General features: G+C 44.1%; 16 protein-coding genes. 7 read left to right on the forward strand and 9 right to left on the reverse strand.

Features of this window, described 5'->3' with window-relative positions; genetic code table 11:
• Positions 1 to 200: 200 nt before the first annotated feature.
• The 3 genes from K5609_RS06855 to K5609_RS06865 all read right to left on the reverse strand — a co-directional run bounded on the left by K5609_RS06855 (position 201) and on the right by K5609_RS06865 (position 2,292).
• Complete coding sequence (locus K5609_RS06855; protein ID WP_221076521.1) at positions 201 to 1,034, reverse strand: SDR family oxidoreductase; 834 nt, start codon at positions 1,032 to 1,034, stop codon at positions 201 to 203.
• The gene (locus K5609_RS06860; protein ID WP_221076522.1) at positions 1,031 to 1,699 is read right to left on the reverse strand and encodes a PilZ domain-containing protein; all 669 of its coding nucleotides are present in this window, start codon (positions 1,697 to 1,699) and stop codon (positions 1,031 to 1,033) included. Before K5609_RS06860 ends, K5609_RS06855 begins: the two co-directional genes overlap by 4 nt.
• Positions 1,700 to 2,073: 374 nt before the next feature.
• Positions 2,074 to 2,292, reverse strand: a complete 219-nt coding sequence (locus tag K5609_RS06865; RefSeq protein WP_221076523.1) for a DUF1127 domain-containing protein — start codon at positions 2,290 to 2,292, stop codon at positions 2,074 to 2,076.
• 95 nt (positions 2,293 to 2,387) lie between these two features.
• Here K5609_RS06865 and K5609_RS06870 point away from each other — a divergent pair, with 95 nt between their 5' ends.
• The gene (locus tag K5609_RS06870) at positions 2,388 to 3,350 is read left to right on the forward strand and encodes a LysR substrate-binding domain-containing protein (protein WP_221076524.1); all 963 of its coding nucleotides are present in this window, start codon (positions 2,388 to 2,390) and stop codon (positions 3,348 to 3,350) included.
• Positions 3,351 to 3,398: 48 nt separating this feature from the next.
• Here the strand turns inward: K5609_RS06870 and K5609_RS06875 are convergent, their stop codons facing one another.
• Together K5609_RS06875 and adhE are read right to left on the reverse strand one after the other, a co-directional pair.
• A complete protein-coding gene (locus tag K5609_RS06875; RefSeq protein WP_221076525.1) occupies positions 3,399 to 4,151 on the reverse strand; it encodes a DUF3108 domain-containing protein in 753 nt (250 codons plus the stop codon).
• Positions 4,152 to 4,274: 123 nt separating this feature from the next.
• Positions 4,275 to 6,938 carry a bifunctional acetaldehyde-CoA/alcohol dehydrogenase gene (adhE, locus tag K5609_RS06880; protein ID WP_221076526.1) on the reverse strand — a complete coding sequence of 888 codons (2,664 nt, stop codon included), beginning with the start codon at positions 6,936 to 6,938 and terminating at the stop codon, positions 4,275 to 4,277.
• 561 nt (positions 6,939 to 7,499) lie between these two features.
• On the opposite strand from adhE, the gene K5609_RS06885 reads away from it, so the two are divergent.
• The 5 genes from K5609_RS06885 to oppF all read left to right on the forward strand — a co-directional run bounded on the left by K5609_RS06885 (position 7,500) and on the right by oppF (position 13,048).
• The gene (locus K5609_RS06885; RefSeq protein ID WP_221076527.1) at positions 7,500 to 9,128 is read left to right on the forward strand and encodes an ABC transporter substrate-binding protein; all 1,629 of its coding nucleotides are present in this window, start codon (positions 7,500 to 7,502) and stop codon (positions 9,126 to 9,128) included.
• 99 nt (positions 9,129 to 9,227) lie between these two features.
• Positions 9,228 to 10,148, forward strand: coding sequence for an oligopeptide ABC transporter permease OppB (gene oppB / locus K5609_RS06890; RefSeq protein ID WP_221076528.1), 921 nt, complete (start codon positions 9,228 to 9,230; stop codon positions 10,146 to 10,148).
• A gap of 10 nt (positions 10,149 to 10,158) precedes the next feature.
• The gene (oppC, locus tag K5609_RS06895) at positions 10,159 to 11,067 is read left to right on the forward strand and encodes an oligopeptide ABC transporter permease OppC (RefSeq protein WP_016402739.1); all 909 of its coding nucleotides are present in this window, start codon (positions 10,159 to 10,161) and stop codon (positions 11,065 to 11,067) included.
• 15 nt (positions 11,068 to 11,082) lie between these two features.
• A complete protein-coding gene (gene oppD / locus K5609_RS06900; RefSeq protein ID WP_221076529.1) occupies positions 11,083 to 12,057 on the forward strand; it encodes an oligopeptide ABC transporter ATP-binding protein OppD in 975 nt (324 codons plus the stop codon).
• A 1-nt stretch (position 12,058) separates the two neighbouring features.
• Positions 12,059 to 13,048 (forward strand): murein tripeptide/oligopeptide ABC transporter ATP binding protein OppF, encoded by a 990-nt coding sequence (oppF, locus tag K5609_RS06905; RefSeq protein ID WP_221076530.1) that lies wholly within the window; start codon positions 12,059 to 12,061, stop codon positions 13,046 to 13,048.
• A gap of 94 nt (positions 13,049 to 13,142) precedes the next feature.
• Here oppF and K5609_RS06910 read toward each other — a convergent pair whose 3' ends face one another.
• The 4 genes from K5609_RS06910 to K5609_RS06925 all read right to left on the reverse strand — a co-directional run bounded on the left by K5609_RS06910 (position 13,143) and on the right by K5609_RS06925 (position 16,289).
• Entirely contained in the window at positions 13,143 to 13,625 is a 483-nt protein-coding gene (locus K5609_RS06910; RefSeq protein ID WP_221076531.1) for a DUF6653 family protein, read from the reverse strand.
• A gap of 47 nt (positions 13,626 to 13,672) precedes the next feature.
• A complete protein-coding gene (locus K5609_RS06915; RefSeq protein WP_221076532.1) occupies positions 13,673 to 14,248 on the reverse strand; it encodes a YdeI/OmpD-associated family protein in 576 nt (191 codons plus the stop codon).
• Positions 14,249 to 14,335: 87 nt separating this feature from the next.
• Complete coding sequence (locus tag K5609_RS06920) at positions 14,336 to 15,298, reverse strand: inositol monophosphatase family protein (protein ID WP_221076533.1); 963 nt, start codon at positions 15,296 to 15,298, stop codon at positions 14,336 to 14,338.
• Positions 15,291 to 16,289, reverse strand: coding sequence for an oxidoreductase family protein (locus tag K5609_RS06925; RefSeq protein WP_221076534.1), 999 nt, complete (start codon positions 16,287 to 16,289; stop codon positions 15,291 to 15,293). The genes K5609_RS06920 and K5609_RS06925 overlap by 8 nt, the downstream gene beginning before the upstream one ends.
• Positions 16,290 to 16,561: 272 nt before the next feature.
• Between K5609_RS06925 and K5609_RS06930 the strand changes: the two genes are divergently transcribed.
• On the forward strand, positions 16,562 to 19,762 hold the full coding sequence (locus K5609_RS06930) for a diguanylate cyclase (RefSeq protein ID WP_221076535.1): 3,201 nt from the start codon (positions 16,562 to 16,564) through the stop codon (positions 19,760 to 19,762).
• The last annotated feature ends 132 nt before the right edge of the window (positions 19,763 to 19,894 follow it).

Raw genomic sequence — 19,894 nt, forward strand, 5'->3', positions numbered from 1 at the left:
AAAGTGTAGCTAGCCTACATGAGAGGCTGATAACGTAGTAGAAATAAGCCACAAACCCTGCCCGAAGGGGGCGGCTAAAATTGTTTTATGCTTTGTTAAGGCGCATTTACCTAGAATGCTAGGCTACACAAGCCTTACCGCGCCTAAAACGATTTTTCCTCGAACAAAATTTAACCGCGAAAGTTCAATAGCCCCTAGCTTTAGCCTTTTTTAAGGACGTTATCGAGTAGCGATACTGGCAGTATTCGGCGTAGCCAAGCAAACAAGTGAGTCGGAAAGGTAACATAGTAGCGTGCTTTAGCTTGAGGCTTTTCGAGGGCATGAACTAGCGCCTTATATACAGCGCTGGCGGGCAGGGTAAATTTGCTGCTTGGTCCTTCTTGCTCTAGGCGCTGCAGAGTTTGTTGGTAAGCATGTTGGTGCCGAGTGTTGTTGGCATCAATGTGTTGTTCAAAAGCAGCTTTGGCATTTTTTCGAAACAAGCTGGTTATTGGGCCAGGCTCGATCAATGAGACTTGAATGGGGGTGTCGGCTAATTCTAAACGCAGGGTATCGGTGTAGCCTTCTAGAGCGAACTTACTGGCGTTGTAGGCTCCGCGATATTTCATGGCAACTAAGCCAAGTACCGAACTGTTTTGAATAATCCGCCCGTGTTGCTGCTGGAGCATATGAGCGACTGCTAAACGGCTTAAGTGATGCCAGCCAAATAGATTGGTTTCAAACTGTTGGCGTAGTGCTTGAGTGGGCAGATCTTCCAGTGCGCCGGGTTGGCCATAGGCACCATTGTTAAACAAAGCATCTATTTTACCATTAGCCAAGGTAAGCGCTTGTTGCCAGCCTTGTTCAATAGAACTTTGGTTATCTAAATCCAATACAACACATTGCAAGCCACTTTCTTGTAGTGTTTTCACATCCTCAGCTTTACGGCAAGAGGCGATAACAGTGTAGCCGCGCTGTTGTAACTCTTGAGCGCAATAAAGGCCAATGCCGCTACTACACCCAGTGATTAAAATGCTATTGATTGGTTTGCTCAAGCAATGCTCTGTATTTTCTTTTCGTAGGCTTTATCAACAAGTTGATATTCAATTTGCTGATTAACAAGCTCGTAATCTTGAACAAATTGACAGCCCAGTGCAAATTCATTTCGCTCATTAGGGGTATTTTTTACTTGGCAGGTAAGAATCACTGGCTCATCGCGCTTAGGAAAGCGGGTTTGTAGTTGTAAGTTCTTGTCTTTTAATACACTAATGTTGAACTTGTTGGCGGCGCTTGGCACAAACTTGCAACCACGCTCCGAGATGTCTTTTAATACACCGCGCAATACATGCTTGGAATCAAGGTGTAAAGTTGCTGGCTGATAACACTCATAACGGTCATATTTACGCAGTGGCATAGACATAACGTTTTGTGGGTATTGTAAAATCATCCAGCGTGCCGGTTCATTAATTAGAGCCACAATTTCAGAGCGGAAGGCGATGAGCTTACCGTCCCAGTGAAAGCGAGCATTTACTTCGCAGCCTTCACTAATAAGGTTGATGCCAGTACTTGAGTCGGCACTATTAAGGCGGCAAATAATGTAGCTCTTTTTGTCTACGCCTATCCAGTAGCCCTTATAGTCAGCGGCTTTTTTAAAGCGTGTGGTAATACTTAGACTAATTCCGCAGTTTGGCGGCACTTTGTGAAACTGTACTTGATCCATAAAGGTAAAACTTCAAATCCGTTTGTGCGGTGACTCAGGTTTGACCACTTAAGAATGTGATCAGTTGCGCAGATTCTAGCGGATTAATTATCAAAAAACATCTTGAAAATTCATTGGAGCAAACAAGTTCTATTAGTTTAAAACTCAATAGTAGAAAGGGCTAAATAAAGCTATGTTACATCAACACCTTATATTAGTAGCGGCGCAAAAGGCCTGTTAGCTTACTTGATAAGCAAAGCAGCCTTCGTTGAAAAGAATACTTAGGGAGAAGCTAAAATAGGGGCTATTACTTGATTCAAGCCGCGCTAATGATTTTAAGCTGTGACTAGCGAAGCCTTTGGCAATAGACCCCTATTGCTCGATTTTAAGTACCTCTAAGACTGCCAAAATGACTTATCCGCCTCTCGTAGCGCGTCTGCTCGATTTACACCAATGTCTTTCAATAAGTAATCTGGAAGTTTGGCTAACTCGCGACGGGTTTTGCGGCGTAACAGTAGAGCATCTATTTTTCCAATGATAAGCCTTAGGTTTAGTTTAATTGAAGTTAAACCTTGGCGTTGCGGGTCTGCTTTTGTATGGCTGATAATGTTCATCTCTAAACTCCTTTGCTGCTGACGGTTAAAAAGTACGCTATATTGGGATTCACTGACAAACGACTTAAATTGACTCTTAGTTAAGGAAAACTTAAGTGAGTGAGCGAATGCCGCCCTTGCAAGGGCTTTATTACTTCTACTTGGCTGCAGAAATGGGCAGCTTTAAAGCTGCTGCAGAAAAGCTATTTGTAAGTGCAGCAGCAATGAGCCAGCAAATTCGCCAGTTGGAAGAAAGGATTGATGTGCAGCTGTTTGAGCGCCAGCACCGTAGGGTGGTGCTAACGCCAGAGGGTGAAACTTTGCATCACTATGCTAAGCAAGCATTTAGAAGCCTGCAGGATGGGGTGCGCCAAGTAAGCTTAGACCCTGATCCCAGCAGCATGTCTTTATCGGTGCTGCCGTCTTTTGCTCAGCATTGGTTAGTACCGCGCTTAGGGGAGTTTAGTCAGCTACACCCAAATTTATCGGTAATGCTTATGCCAAAAAACAGCTTGATAGATTTTCGCCAAGACCGGGTGGATTTATGTGTTCGTTATGGATTAGGTGATTACCCTGGTTTGCAGGCCGATAAACTGATGGACGACCACCTATATCCGGTTTGTCATCCTTTGTACTTAAAGCAGCACCCAGAGGTATGTTTAAATGATTTAAGTAAGCACACTCTCATTGACGACGCGAGGCCCGATATGAACTGGCAATATTGGCTAGAGTTGGCTGGTTTTAATTCAAGTGTGCCTAAAGCTAACTTATTGTATCAAGGGGCTCATGTAGTGATTGAAGGGGCCTTAGCGGTGCAGGGGATAGCATTGGTGAGGCACAGCTTAGCCTGGAAGTACATTCAGCAAGGCTTGTTGGTTAAGTTAGGCAATGTAGAAGTGAAACCGCGTTATCGCTATTACTTAGTTGCGCCAAAGCCTTATTTTAAACGAGAGAAAATCACCCAGTTTAGTGATTGGATAAACCAACAAGCACAGCAGTTTTGGCAAGAGAGTGAGTCACAGCGCAGCGTTAGTACAATCGTTGAAGCACCACTAACAAAGGCTGAACTTAAGTGCTGAAAGCAAAAAGCCCTGTGTGTAAACAAGGGCTTTAGTGGACTGAGTTGCTTAGTTGCTCAGTTTTATTTGGTTCTTAGCCGGTTGCTTAGCTAGCATTGGCTTATCTGGCTCAACAATGTCTATTCGGGTGGCTTCTAAGGTGGCCCAGCTTTTACCATTGCGGATAATTTCTGCTTTTACTAAGTGATAATCTAATTCTGGCGCTAACCACAACCAAGTGCTGCGACCTTCGCGTTTTTTCTGCTCCACTTTTAGCGCTTCAAAGGTGCCGAGTATGGTTTCTACGGTTTCTTCGGCGACTACAGTGAAGCGATAGTTATCCACTTCATCAATCACATTGTAGTGATAGTCTAAATCCGTTAGGCCTTTCTTTAAGTCGTTTTGTAACTGCACCGAGAACCCCGCCGCATCCATTAACTGGTGCACGTTGTCTGGCGCTTCAAAATGGTGTCTTTCACCATCTACGTCAACGATTAGGCCGCCTTTACGATCAGGGTGTCCGGTCACGTTAGTGGTGGAGAAAAGGCTACTTTGTTTGAGCACAAAACCTAAGGTTTTTACGTCTTGCTGGTGATAGGTGAAGCGGGAAGTATCATCGTACTTTAAGCCGCCAGCCAAGGCAGTGCCGATGCTTTTTATCTGAAAGGTATCATTACCCAAGTCAATCAGTTGGCGGTAGCCCTTGGCAATTGGGATGCCTTTGAAGTCTGCCCGATATTCAGCCTCAAAGGGTAGAACCTCTGCAAGGCCAGTGCTACTAAATAGCAAAGCTGAAAATGCAATAGCTTTTGAATACGACATAACATTAACCTCAAACATCTTCGACTAATTATAGCTGCCATAGTATGACAAAGCTTAGCGCGAAAATGAAAATAAAAAAAAGGCCCCGTAAACGGAGCCTTAGTATTCAGCGCTTTTTAACGATTAAGCTTTAGCTTTAGTCGCTTTTTTTGCTGGTGCTTTTTTAGCAGCAGCAGCTTCGCGTTCTTCTGCTTCTACGTACGGGCGGCCGTAGTAAGAATCAAGTAGAACTTGCTTAAGCTCAGCGATTAATGGGTAACGTGGGTTAGCACCAGTACACTGGTCATCAAACGCGTCAACCGCTAGCTCGTCAACTTTAGCCAAGAAGTCTGCTTCGTTTACACCAGCAGCTTGAATTGATAATGGAATATCAATTTCAACTTTAAGCTCGTCTAACCAAGTTAACAATGCGTTTAGCTTGTCTTCAGTGTTACCTTCACGGAAACCTAAGTGCTCAGCAACTTCAGCGTAACGAGCACGTGCTTTAGGACGGTCGTACTGAGAGAACGCAGTTTGTTTAGTTGGCGTGTTAGTTGCGTTGTAACGAATAACGTTAGTTAGCAATAATGCGTTAGCTAAACCGTGTGGTACGTGGAACTCAGCACCTAGTTTGTGAGCCATTGAGTGACAAACACCTAGGAAAGAGTTAGCAAACGCGATACCAGCGATAGTAGCAGCATTGTGTACTTTCTCACGAGCTACAGGGTCAGCTTTACCGTTTTTGTAAGAGCTTGGTAAGTATTCTTTAAGCATCTTAAGCGCTTGTAGAGCTTGACCGTCTGAGTATTCGTTCGCTAGAACAGAAACGTAAGCTTCCATAGCGTGAGTAACCGCATCGTAACCACCGAAGGCACATAGTGACTTAGGCATATCCATTACTAGGTTAGCATCAACAACAGCCATGTTAGGCGTTAGTTCGTAATCAGCTAATGGGTACTTCTGGCCAGTCTTATCGTCAGTTACAACAGCAAAAGGTGTTACTTCTGAACCCGTACCTGAAGTAGTAGTAATACATACTAGCTCAGCTTTTGAACCCATTTTAGGGAACTTGTAAATACGTTTACGGATGTCCATAAAGCGCATTGATAGGTCTTCGAAATCAGTTTCTGGGTGCTCGTACATTACCCACATGATTTTCGCAGCGTCCATCGGAGAACCACCACCAACAGCAAGAATTACGTCTGGCTGGTAGTTGTGACAAGCTTGTGCGCCTTTCTCAACAATAGACAGAGTAGGATCGGCTTCTACGTCGTGGAATACTTCCACTTCCATACCTTTGTCTTTAAGGATGGCACGTAGGTCGTCTATGTAACCGTTGTTGAATAGGAAGTTATCAGTAACAACCATTGCACGTTTCTTGCCGTCTAGGTCGTCCATTGCGATTGGTAATGAACCACGACGGAAGTAGATTGACTTAGGTAGTTTATGCCACAACATGTTCTCAGCTCGCTTCGCAACAATTTTCTTATTGATTAGGTGTTTTGGACCCACGTTTTCAGAAATCGCGTTACCACCCCATGAACCACAACCTAGAGTTAGAGAAGGTGCTAGTTCGAAGTTGTAAAGGTCACCAATACCACCGTGTGAAGAAGGGGTATTCACAAGAATACGAGCAGTCTTCATTTTGTCGCCAAAGTAAGCGATACGGTCAGCGTTAGCATCTTGGTCAGTGTAAAGTACAGACGTGTGACCAACACCACCGATGTCTAACACGATGCCAGCTTGGCGAACCGCGTCTTCAAAGTCTTTCGCTTTGAACACACCTAGAGTAGGAGATAGTTTCTCGTGAGCAAACTCGTCATCGTAAGACGCTTCTAAGCCTTCACCGATAAGGATTTTAGTTGCTTTTGGTACTGTTACACCAGCTAGCTCAGCAATTTTGTATGCTGGTTGGCCAACGATTTTCGCGTTAAGCGCACCGTTGATTAGCAATACTTTACGTACTTTATCTGCGTCAGACTTGCTTAGTACTGCTGCACCGTATTTCGCAAAACGTGCCATTACTTCGTCGTACTTAGATTCAACGATGATAGCCGCTTGCTCAGAAGCACAGATAACGCCGTTATCAAAAGTCTTAGACATTAAGATAGAAGATACAGCACGTTTAACATCTGCAGTTTCATCAATAACTACCGGCGTGTTACCAGCACCAACGCCAATTGCAGGCTTACCAGAAGAGTAAGCTGCTTTAACCATGCCTGGACCACCAGTTGCAAGGATAAGAGAAATGTCGTCGTGCTTCATTAATGCGTTAGACAATTCAACAGAAGGAGTATCAATCCAGCCAATGATGTCTTTAGGCGCACCAGCTTTAATTGCAGCGTCTAATACTAATTGAGCCGCAAAGTTGGTTGAGTTCTTGGCACGTGGGTGCGGAGAGAAGATACAACCGTTACGCGTTTTAAGGCTGATTAGCGCTTTAAAGATAGCGGTAGAAGTTGGGTTAGTGGTTGGAACGATTGCACAAACAATGCCTACTGGCTCAGCGATAGTAATAGTACCGCCTTCGTCGTTACGTTCGATAACGCCACAAGTTAAAGTATCTTTGTATTTGTTATAAATGAACTCAGAAGCAAAGTGGTTTTTGATCACTTTATCTTCCATTATGCCCATGCCAGACTCTTCAGCCGCCATACGAGCTAGTTCAATACGTGCTGTAGAAGCAGCGAGTGACGCGGCGCGGAAAATTTTGTCCACTTGTTCTTGGTCGTAAGATGCAAATTCAGCTTGCGCTGCCTTTACTCGAGCAACCATTGCGTTTAACTCATCAATATTACCTACAGGCATCCTGTTCTCCTCATTTAAACTAAAACTAATTAGTAAACCGATACTGTTTTATTTATCCGTAAATCGAGGGCCGTTACAGCCGCTTTAGTGGTTTAGTAATTAACTTTCACCAGCGATTATAATAGCCCTTTAGTGGTACCACTTGATCCAGATCATGTGTTGCTAAGTTACAAATGTAAAAAAATCACTAAATAATTACAGCTTTATTTAGTAATTGGTGTAATTTTTGAACAGTTGTTGTAATTTTTACCATATTCTTTTGTAATACAAAAGGCTTAAAGCTAAAGGTAAGCTGACGATTACTGATCATTATTAACAATTTATTAGAGGTTAGCTTAACCTAGTGGTTTAACAATAAAAATCTATTTGTTTTCGAGAATAATCGCGCTGATCGAGCTGTGAAAGGTAACTTATTATTTGTTGTTTTTTAAATTCGGGTGTAGCATCTGGCGTTGATATGCGTTTTATTAGAATATTGTACTGATTTAATATTCATGTAAAGTGAATGGAAATTTCACAAACGGCCTATTTATAGCCAAATGTGTCAATATGGAGATGAAAATGAAAACTGCTAAAACTTTAGCTGCCAGCCTAGTTAGTGCTGCTATCCTGAGTTCTTTCACCACTGCCTCTTTTGCTGCTGATGTTCCAGCTGGCGTTAAACTTGCCCCTGTACAGGAATTAGTACGTGGTAACGGCACCGAGCCTGCTTCTTTAGACCCTCACAAAACCGAAGGTGTGCCAGAATCCAACGTGATTCGTGAACTACTTGAAGGTTTAGTAAACCAAGACGGCGATGGCAACTTAGTACCTGGCGTAGCAGAATCTTGGGAAACTGAAGATAACCTTACCTTCGTATTTCACCTTCGCAAAGATGCAAAATGGTCTAATGGCGATGCATTAACCGCCCACGATTTTGAATATAGTTTCAAACGCGCGGTTGATCCAAAAACCGCAGCGCCTTATTCGTGGTATCTAGAAATGACCACCATGGTAAATGCTGCAGACATTATCAATGGTAAGAAAGACGCCTCTGAATTAGCAGTTAAAGCTCTTGATGACTACACCTTAGAAATTAAACTAGAGCAAGCCCTGCCATACTTTGTTGCGATGACGTCGCACACAACGCTGAAGCCAGTGCACAAAGCTACTGTTGAAAAGTTTGGCGATAAGTGGACTTTACCAGCGAATTTTGTGGGTAACGGTGCTTACAAAGTAGCTGAATGGGTAGTGAATGAAAAAATCGTTATGGAGCGTAACGAAAACTACTGGGATAACGACAAAACCGTTATCAACAAAGTGACTTACCTACCAATTGAAAACCAAGTTACTGACATGAACCGCTTCCTAGCGGGCGAAATTGACATGACTTACGAAATGGCTAACGAGCACTTTAAGCGCATGCAAAAAGAGCAGCCAGATTCGTTAAAAGTAACGCCTTACTTATGTTCTTACTACTACGGCTTTAACAACAAAAAAGCACCATTTGATGATGTTCGCGTACGTAAAGCGTTGTCTTACGCCATTGACCGTGACGCAGTAGCTAAGTTTATCGTGGGTAAAGGTGAGCTACCTGCTTACAACTTTGCACACCAAAAAGTGGCTGGCCTACAAGTAGATACCCCAGATTACGCTACTTGGTCGCAAAAAGAGCGTAATGCAAAAGCTGCTGAGCTACTAGCCGAAGTAGGTTACGGTAAAGACAAACCGTTAGAGTTTACCTTGTTGTACAACACCAGTGAAAACCACAAGAAGATCGCTATTGCAGTAGCTTCTATGTGGAAGAAAACCCTTGGTGTCAAAGTAAACCTAGAAAACCAAGAATGGAAAACCTTCCTAGATAACCGCCGTAACGGTAACTACGATGTAACCCGTGCCGGCTGGTGTGGTGATTACAACGAAGCCTCAACCTTCCTATCGTTAATGCAGAGCAACAACGGTAATAACGATCAGTTCTACAACAGCCCAGCTTATGATGGCTTTATGAATGCAGCTATGACAGCGGTTGATGATGCTGTTCGTGGCGATAACTACCGCCAAGCAGAGGCACAACTTGCTCAAGACATGCCGCTTGCTCCAATCTACCACTACGTAAATGCGCGTTTGGTTAAGCCAACAGTTGGTGGCTACCCAATGAACAACGCCGAAGACAAAATTTACACTAAAGATCTATACATTATTGCCAAATAGTTGATGGTCTTTTGTAAGGCACCTTATGCTTAAGGTGCCTTATTTTGTTGTTAGCTACGCTAATTCAATTACAGCAATAAACATAAGCTGGAAAATCGAATGATTAAGTTCATCTTAAAACGAATGCTAGAAGCAATACCTACGCTATTGGTATTGATTACTATCACCTTCTTTATGATGCGTTTTGCCCCGGGAAGTCCATTCTCTGGTGAGCGCTCACTTCCGCCTGAAGTCTTAGCCAATATCGAGGCTAAGTACGGTTTGGATAAACCAGTACTGGAGCAATACTTCTCCTACTTAGGCAACTTGGCACAAGGCGATCTTGGGCCATCATTTAAATACAAAGACTACACCGTGAATGAACTTGTGGCGCAAGCCCTGCCGGTGTCAGCAAAAATTGGCTCTATTGCCTTTATCTTTACAGTGTTGATGGGGGTGTCTGTAGGCACGCTAGCAGCACTAAAACAAAACACCTGGATGGACTTTAGCATTATGTCCACGGCAATGGCCGGGGTGGTGATGCCCTCCTTTGTGTTAGCGCCCACCTTGGTTTATATCTTTGCAATTAAGTTGCAATGGTTACCCGCAGGTGGCTGGAATGGGGGGCAGTGGCAATACATCATTCTACCCATGTTAGGTATGTCGTTGCTTTACGTGGCCTCGTTTGCGCGGATTATGCGCGGTAGCATGATTGAAGTATTAAGCTCCAATTTTATCCGCACCGCCAAAGCCAAAGGTTTGCCATATCGCTACATTATTGTCCGCCATGCGCTGCGCCCAGCTTTACTGCCCGTAGTATCTTACATGGGCCCAGCCTTTGTGGGCATTATTACCGGCTCGGTGGTGATTGAGACCATTTTTGGCTTACCAGGTTTTGGTAAGTTGTTTGTGAATGGCGCACTTAACCGCGACTACTCTTTAGTATTGGGTTTAACCATTCTAATCGGTAGTTTTACTATTATTTTCAATGCGATTGTAGACATCTTGTATGCCTTCATCGACCCGAAAATTCGCTACTAAGGAGGCTGCCATGTTAGATAATAAACAGAACAGCGACGCTATTAGCGAATTCGCAGATAAGTTAGAAATTGAAGGTCGCAGCTTGTGGCAAGATGCGCGAATGCGCTTCATGCGTAACCGCGCAGCGATGGTAAGTTTAGGCATATTGGTATTCATCACTTTGCTAGTGATGTTTGGCTCTCATCTTAGTGAGTTTGCCTTTGACGACACTGACTGGGGTGCCATGCACCATGGACCATCTATTGAAAGTGGCCACTATTTTGGCACCGACTCTTTAGGTCGAGATATGTTTGTTCGTACCTTGTTGGGCGGACAAATCTCGTTGCTGGTAGGTGTGATGGGCGCTTTTGTCGCGGTACTTATTGGTACGCTGTATGGCGCTACTTCGGGCTTTTTAGGCGGCACAGTAGACAGAGTAATGATGCGTTTGCTAGAGATCCTCTACGGCATTCCATTCATGTTTTTTGTAATTTTGCTGGTGACCTTTTTTGGCCGCAATATTTTCTTGGTGTTTGTTGCCATTGGCGCAGTGTCTTGGTTAGACATGGCGCGTATTGTTCGTGGTCAAACCTTAAGTCTTAAAAACAAAGAGTTTATTGAAGCGGCCGAAGTGTGTGGGGTATCCAAATGGAAAATTATTACTCGCCATATTGTGCCTAATGTATTAGGTATTGTTGCGGTATATGCCACGCTGCTAGTACCACAAATGATTCTTACAGAATCGTTTCTAAGCTTCTTAGGTTTAGGTGTACAAGAGCCAATGACCTCGTGGGGAGCCTTGTTGCAAGACGGCTCACAAACCATGGAAATTGCCATTTGGCAGCTATTATATCCAGCTGCATTTATGGTGGTCACACTGTTTAGTTTTAACTATGTAGGCGACGGTTTACGTGATGCCTTAGATCCAAAAGATCGCTAAGGCTGGGGCAGAGTAATGAGTTTATTAAATGTGAAAGACCTTCGTGTAGAGTTTTCTACCCCCGAAGGCAGCGTAACCGCAGTGAACGATTTAACTTTTTCACTGGAAGCAGGGCAAACCTTGGGTATTGTTGGTGAATCAGGTTCAGGTAAAAGCCAAACCGCTTTTGCCTTAATGGGCTTACTGGCAAAAAACGGTACTATTAGCGGCGAAGCTTTGTTTAACGGCCAGCAGGTACTTAACTTACCAGAGCAACAGCTAAACGCCATACGCGCCGAGAAAATCTCGATGATTTTCCAAGATCCAATGACTTCGCTAAACCCCTACATGAAAGTCGGTGAGCAGTTAAAAGAGGTATTGCGTTTACACAAGGGCATGAGCAATCGTGAAGCCCATGTTGAAGCCGTGCGTATGCTGGACGCAGTTAAAATGCCAGAAGCTGAAAAGCGCATGGCCATGTATCCGCACGAGTTTTCTGGTGGTATGCGCCAGCGAGTAATGATTGCCATGGCCTTGTTGTGTAAGCCGCAGCTATTAATTGCCGACGAGCCAACCACTGCTTTAGATGTAACCGTGCAAGCGCAAATCATGACTTTGCTTAACGAGCTTAAAAGTGAGTTTAATACCGCTATTATTATGATTACCCACGATCTGGGTGTAGTAGCAGGTATTTGTGACAAAGTATTGGTGATGTACGCAGGCCGCACCATGGAATACGGCACTGCTAAAGATGTATTTTACCAACCAAGTCACCCTTATACCGAAGGCTTGCTCAAAGCTATTCCGCGTTTAGATACCGAAGGCGAAATATTACCTACTATTCCGGGTAATCCTCCTAACTTGCTTAAGCTTCCACAGGGCTGTCCGTTCCAAGAACGTTGCCATAGAGTAAGCGATCACTGTCGCCAGCAAACACCTGAATTAAGCACTTTTGCTAACGAGCGTCAGCGTGCTTGCCACAATGATTTCCACTTAAGCGGAGGCCAGTAAGATGAGTGATAAAGCCTTATTGCTTGATGTGGTGGATTTAAAAGTCTATTTCAAAATTAAGAACAACAAAGGTTTACCTTGGGCGCCTGCAGCTACTTTAAAAGCGGTAGACGGCGTATCACTAAAACTATATCAAGGTGAAACCTTGGGCGTTGTTGGTGAGTCTGGTTGTGGTAAATCTACTTTTGCTCGTGCGGTGATTGGCTTAGTGCCAGCCGAGGCCGGTAAAGTGGTGTGGTTAGGTCAAGACTTAACTAGTTTGCCACACAAAAAACTGCGTGAAAAACGTAAAGAAATTCAGATGATCTTCCAAGATCCGCTGGCGTCTTTGAACCCGCGCATGACAGTAGGCGACATTATCGCCGAGCCCTTACAAACCTTTTACCCCAAACTGAGCAAAGCAGAAGTAAAGCAGCAAGTAAAAGAGATGATGACCAAAGTCGGATTATTGCCTAACGTTATTAACCGTTATCCGCATGAGTTCTCTGGTGGTCAGTGTCAGCGTATTGGTATTGCGCGCGCCTTAATTCTAAAGCCTAAGATGATTATCTGTGATGAGCCAGTATCTGCACTGGATGTATCGATCCAGGCGCAGGTGGTTAACCTACTTAAAGAGCTACAGGCGGAAATGGGCTTAAGCCTTATTTTCATCGCTCACGACCTTTCGGTAGTTAAACACATCTCAGACAGAGTATTGGTAATGTACTTGGGTAACTCGGTTGAATTAGGCACGGCTAAGGCCTTGTTTGATAAACCTACTCACCCATATACCAAAGCCTTAATGTCGGCGGTGCCTATTCCAGATCCAGATTTGGAGCGCAACAAAACCATCGAGTTGTTGGAAGGGGATTTACCTTCTCCCATCAATCCGCCATCGGGCTGTGTATTCCGCACCCGTTGCCCCATTGCCACAGAGCAATGTGCTAACACTAAACCGGGTTTAGTGGGGAGTGATGAGCACTCGGTAAGCTGTTTACATACCTCTGTGTAGTTGCTTTAACTCGTTGATAAAAAGCCAGGCTAGCCCTGGCTTTTTTGTGAGTGGATTTTGTCCCTTAGTCTAGAGCAAGGCGAATCGCCAAAGCCTATTGAGCAGAACTGCTTGATTCGTATAGCCAAACCATCCGATCTAAAAACCACATTTTAGTTAAATAGATGTAGATGACGCCTTGCAATGTGAAGTTTAGGTTTAAGCTCCACAAGCCATAAATCAACACTAATCCACTTAAACACTGTAAGGTATTTAGGATAATTACGGCCTTGGCGTGAGAGCGGGGAATAGGGTGCTGTTTGCGTTTCATTAATATCCGCTCGCCTAAAACCGCTTTGGCTGCCCAGTTGTCGTAATTCTTGGGTTTGGCAAATAAGGTTGGATTGAGCCATAGCCAAACCATAAGCATGGATATTGGAATTAGACAGTACCAGCCTATCCAAACTCGTGACCAAATGCTTAATATAATAAATGGCAGGGTTGCAAACCTGCTCCACACCGACCAAGGGTTGGCATGTTTCAGCCAGCTGTCATCGTTGGCTAAAAATAACTTCGATATGGTTTTATCTAGTTCCAAGAAAACCCCCTCTAATATTCAGCTTGATTAAAACCAGACACCAAAAGCTAAGTCGGCTTTTCGTTACGAGCGAGTAAATCTAAGTATTTAGCAAAGCGCTTTTGTCTGGTTTCGGGCCTTTTAGCACTCAGCAAGCCGTGGGCAATAACATAGCGATTTGACTTAGTTAAGCTGGCAAAAAACTGTTGCGCATTAGGCTCGAGCTCTAGCGCGGCGAGGAAGTCTTTGGGGACTTCCATTTCACTCACCGAATAGGCATTTTTCCACCTTCCATCAGCTTTAGCTGCATCAACATGTAACAAACCGAAGGGAGTCATTCGGCCTTCTTGAATTAAACGCTCGACATGCTGGCGGTTTCTTTTTGACCAGTTGCTACGAGGTTTTCTAGGTGTGATTCTTTGTAAATAACTCTGTTCATCAACAGACTTTTTAATCCCGTCAATCCAGCCCCAACACAAAGACTCAACCACTACATCATCCCAAGTAACACTTGGCGTGCCGGTGTGTTTTTTGAATATGTTTATCCATAGTTCACTTTCTGTGGCGTGATGTTCTTGAAGCCACTTACAGAGTTCCTGTGGCCTTGCAAAGCTGACTACTTTTTTCAAGTTTGGGTCTGGCATCTTATTTGACTCTATGCTGTTAGTGCTGGCGTGTAGAAAGCGTATTTAATCTTAATGATATTTAGCCTGCTGGGTTTCTTAGGGTAACTAAACATCACTAAACCGTTGGTTTAACTCTAAGGCCAGTACTTGTTTCGCTAAGCTTGAATTACTGGCAAAGAGTACGCCTTTTAGGTTCATAAAGCAGCTGGTTGGCTTGTTAAGTTCTAAGGCGTGGCCGTAGCTATCACTTACCCAAACGTCGCAACCTTGGGCTATGCTCGAGCTAGCGGCAAAGTCCCAAATACTACCGCCACCCTGGGCGCGTTTCGCCAGTTTTAAATACAGGGCGTTAGGCTCGTTGATTACAGAGCAAGCGTTTACTACCGCTCCTGCGTCACTTTTTACTTGCAGTTTAGAATAGCCAAGCTGCTTGGCAAGCTGTTCTAACTGCTGTTCAAGTTGCTCAAAATAAGGGAGTTTAAGGCTGCTTCTATCGCAATAAAAGTTTAGCGAGGTGGAGCTTAAGTCACTCATATTGCTGGGTGTTTTTTGCTCAAACGCTAGCTGTTGTTTAAAGCTGTAGTGTTGCTGGGAGTTAGGGTTAAAGTAGCTGTGGTAGAGTGTGTCTTTATAGGGGAGGTAGCATACGCCCAGAAGTGCTTGGCCAGCTTTATTCACTAAGGCTATTGATACCGCACAACCATCGCCGCCTTCGATGAAGGGCAGGGTGCCATCTAAGGGGTCGATTGCCCAAAAAGCTTCACTGCTAAACCGCGGGTGCCGTGTTAAATCGAAGCCTTCGGTGTTTTCTTCGGCGAGAGTCGCTAGTTGATGCAACTGAGTGATTGGCTTAAGCGTGTTTAAAATTATCCTTTCACAGTGTCGGTCTACCTCAGTAACCACCTGTGCACTTAAACTTAAATCTTGAGATTTGTGTTCTACTTTTAGCTGCCCTCTTGGGTAGCTGGCAATGTATTTGCCAGCTTGTTTGGCCGCAGTTATGGCTAAGTCTACAAACTGCTGCATTTGAGTTGTGCTAAAAGGGCAGTTTATCTTGGGCTCAGTCATTATCATTTCCTGCCAATATCTTGAGCGCTAATTGGGTTTGCTGGTGGCTGTAACTATTTAGTTTCCAGTGACCGGGGCTCCAGCCTTGGAGAAAACGTTCAAAGTCAGCCCAAGCAAACGGATATAAGTCACGCCATTGTTGCTCTAGCTTTGCGAAGTTAATATCAGGAATCGCATAGTGTTCAAGGGCTTGTTGTAGCATTTTGAAATAGTCGTTAAGAATGTTTTGTTGCTGCTCAAAGCACTGCTGCTCACTAAGGCAACTACCTATGAATAAGGCCAAGTCTTGGATGCCACAACCCCTACCTACGTATTGAAAATCCACTGCAGCTACCTGGCTTAGTGTTCGATTAAAGCAAAAGTTAGCCAGCTTGGCATCTCCATGAATAAGGCAAAAATAGTCACTTGATTGTAAGTGTTGATCTATCGCCGACGCTGCTTGTTTAAGAGGTGACTCGGCCATAGCGGCGAGCTCGTCGGGGCGAGTGGCTAAATGCCAGTAGCTCCCTTGTGACCAAAGTGAAGAGGCTGAACGTTGCATAAAACGGGCATGAAAATAGGCTAACCATCGGATACAAACTAAAGCTTGCTTGAAGTCTACTTGTTGCCTTACTTCGCTGTAACCTAAGGTATGTAAGTCTTCCAATACAATGCTTTGCTGGTCATCATGCTGGCTTGAATCGATAAGTTGGGGCATATAACAGTGCTGGTCACAATCTCGGGCGAACTGTTGGTACCATGCCAACTCAACTTGGTACGAGTGAACTTTACGTTGGTGTGAGAGAGCGGTATTCCATCCTCGCGGATGTTTCGTTTGCTCTGGAAAAGTTATGTTTTTCACTACCAAGCTTGGGCGAATAGCTTGTTCGAATTTTACTCTAAGTAGTTCGCCATAGCCTCCCCAGAGGGATTGAATAGTCATTACCTCAGAAATGCTGCCAGCTTGATTTAGTTGCTTAAGTTTTGCTTGTTGTCGTTCAGATAAAGACATTAAAATAGTGCTGTTTGGTATGAATGCTCATGGTACGACAAGCGAGTTGACGTATCGAGTTTTTCACTAAGGTTTTTGAGCGAGATAATCTTGCCTAACTGCGTTTTGTTGGTATTTATAGTATAAGAATATTGACCAACTTATCAGATTTTGCCTTATCCCTGTTTATTAACGATTTTTCAGCCATATTATGTGACCATCTTGGCATCGAAATCTAGGCAAATAAATTAGTATACGAGCGGTAAATTTAGCCTAGGAGGGCGATTTCAACCATGCCCCAAATGGACAGTTTTGCTAAGCGTTTGTCGATTGATTGGCAGCGTACCTTAGGGGGAGCAACCAGCTTTAGTTTCTTTCAAAGCTCGGATCCCGACAATTTGGCCCGTTGCACCTCTGATTTTGCAGAACAACAGGGCGCTCCTCTATACATGATAAGCCTTAATAATTTGAGTGCTTACTCCCCCTATAGCTCGCTATTTGCCTTACTTATCCGCCGTTTTGAACAATCCCATTTAAGTGCAGAAGAGCTTGCGGCCAGCGTGACCGACTTTGTTCCGCTGCAGCAAAACTTATGCGCAATGCTTAAAGGCGAACGCTTTGAACGCAGTGAGCTGGTGTTGGTAGATGATCTTTATTTCGAGCAGCAGTCTATTGAAAAAGCGATTATTGCTTTAGTTGCTAAGTTATTTGTAGAGCCCGCTATTGTGGTGGTAAGTGGTTGGCACTTTGCCTCTGCTTCGGCGATTAAAATGTTGCAAGCCTTGGTTTCTAGTGAACTTAGTATTCCAGTTTTAGTGCTGACTTCTGTTGATACCCAATATGCTCTGGCTAATCGCCAAGACGATGAAGCCTGGGAAGGCTTCTTAGATTGGCTCGATGACACTACATTGTTGCATAACTTGCCTATTAGCCAATCACCATTAAAAGTACATTGGCATTATCGAGACTGTGTAAAAAGTGCAGAGTTACTAGTTGCAGAGAACATCGCGTTTATGGCGTGGCCGGAGGCCGAAGTTGCTGCCCGCTTAATGCTAGAAACTGCAGATTTAGAAAGTAGTTTAAAAGTAAGGCTACAGTTATTCTTGGCAGAAGCTTTGTTGTATCAAGGTGAATTAAATGCAGCTGTGACCGAATTAGAACTTCTTCAAGTTTTCCAAGAGTCTTTAAACAATACTTACGACAAGGTGCGCTTGTTAAATTTGCTCAGCGTTACCTTGGTGCAACAGCAAAGTTTTGAAGAAGCAATGCAATGCTCAGAAGCGGCCTTAGAGCTCGCTGGACAAGCCACAAATGGTCATTTGGTGGCGCAATCCTTGTTCGTAAACTTTTATGCTCATGATAAATCATCTACGCCGCTAAAATTGGCTGAATTTGCCCATTTAGACAGTGAGCTGCAGCAATACAACATGGACTGCTCACGGCTGTATGCCTTGCGCAACTATTACACCTATTTGCGTTTTTACGAAGATTTAGATTCAAGCATTGCTTTAGATTTTACTCAAAAGGCGGTAAAGCTAGCGCGCCGTATTGGCCACCGACAAGGTATCGCTGCCAGCTACCATAGCAAAGGCATTATTTATTCTTATATTAGCCGTTACCACGCCACCTTCCGCTGTTTTGGTATTAGCTCGCGTATTCGAGAAGAGCTTGGTGAAGCCAGTGAGCGGGTACGCATGTATAACGGCACCGGCTACTTTAATACTCTTTTAGAGAAATATCCTGAAGCCCAAGAACAGTACTTGGCTGCTTACGATATTGCCCGGCACACCGGTGATTACTCTGAGCTGGTAGTGACCTTGTATAACTTTGCCTGGTTATACTTTTGCACCCGCGATTACCAACAAGCCTGTGATGTATTGGAGCAATTGGTAAGAATTTGTCGAATTAGACAAATGACTCACTTCCCCTTTAGAAACCTCTACGACGTATTTAGCTTAAAGGGTTTTTGTCATTCTAAACTTGGCGAGCGTGCTCGCGCCCAGCAATGTTTAGAGCGTATGCAAGGTTTGCCTTTTAAGCCCTCTGGCACCGGTGCATTTTTAAAAGCCTTGTTGCAAGGTGCGCTTGAAGTGGTAGATGGTCGCTTAAATAAAGCCGAAGAAATATTCGAAGAAGCGCCTGCCTTACTTGGTGAAGTGGTCGACATGGACAGCCGTTTGTTGCCGCAGTGCAGCACCGAGTTGTTAGAAGTGTATAGCCGCCGCGGTAAATGGGAAGCCTGTGATAACTTGCTGAACAATAGTCTAGCCATGTGCGAAGTGCTTATTTTGCCGCGATTCACCGAAATCTTTAACAGTATTAGAAACATCATTGATAAGCGCCAAGTATTTTACGCCAAAGACATTGGCAGCTATAAGCTAGCGTCAATTCATCTCAATCTTGATGATTTAGTACGCAGTGCTAAACAAGATACTCAGCTTCGCCAAGTGCAGCAGCGCTTAAGAGAAATGCAGCTCATTAGCCGCATGCAATCGTTGCCTGAACGCTTTGAAAGCACCGTAGATTTAGCGGTTGAAAGCTTAAAGCTGGTTTGTGGTAATTTCACTGTGCAAGTGGGAATGGTGCACCACCTAGCGGGTGACGCTTGGGAAGAATGGGCGCATGTAGGTAAATTGCTAAGCAAAGAACAAGTAGAGCAATATTTAGCACATGTGAAAGACAACCAGAGTACTTGGATAAACAATAGCTTTAGCTCAAAAGGTGAAGATGGTAAACGTGCTACTTATAACTCGGTTGCTTGCTTACCAATATTTGTAGATGAACATTTATATGGCGCGTTAACCCTTTGTAACTTCAACAGTAATCGTTATTTTGACCGCCAAGATCAAGATACACTTAATTTAATTAGCCGCCAGTTAGGCAGCCAATTACAGCAGCTTAAGCACCGAGAAAACCTGCTTAAGATGTCTACAACCGACTCGCTTACAGGGCTGCTAAACCGACAAGCATTGTTAGCACGCTTAGAGCAAGAACTGGTGATGTTTGAGCAGCAGGCTGGCACCTATCACTGTTCTTTGGCTTACATCGATTTAGATAACTTTAAAATTGTAAACGATTTGCTAGGCCACGATGTTGGCGATAAAGTGCTTTCGGCTTTCTCTGATTTGTTAGTCGACACCATGCGCGCTGGCGATATTGTTGCCCGTTGGGGCGGTGATGAATTTGTGGTGGTTTTCCCCAGTGCCAAACACGACCAAGCAAAGCTCACTGCTGAACGCTTGTTGGCCAACCTGCACAAGAAAAATTATTTTAAAGAGCAGTTACGTGCTTGGGCAGAAAAACCAGAGTTGGTGGACAACTTACCCGATCTTAGTTGCTCAATCGGTATTACCGATTGTGGTGGCGTAGAGCACAATGATTTAAACGAAGATTGGTTACTTAAACAAGCTGACCGTGCCCTATATCGCGCGAAAGCCGAAGGCAAAGGGCGGGTGAGTGTTATGAGTTTAAGCAAAGAGTTTGAGCTGGACTAAATAAAACAGTATTGCGAGAAAGCGCTGGTAAACCCCAGCGCTTTTTTATTGCCTAATATCAATCACACCAAGTTAGTGATCAGAAATAACGCAGGAAAATACTCGAGAATAAGGCAGGATTTTTCGATAAGT

Source organism: Agarivorans aestuarii (assembly GCF_019670125.1).
Lineage (GTDB): Bacteria > Pseudomonadota > Gammaproteobacteria > Enterobacterales > Celerinatantimonadaceae > Agarivorans > Agarivorans aestuarii.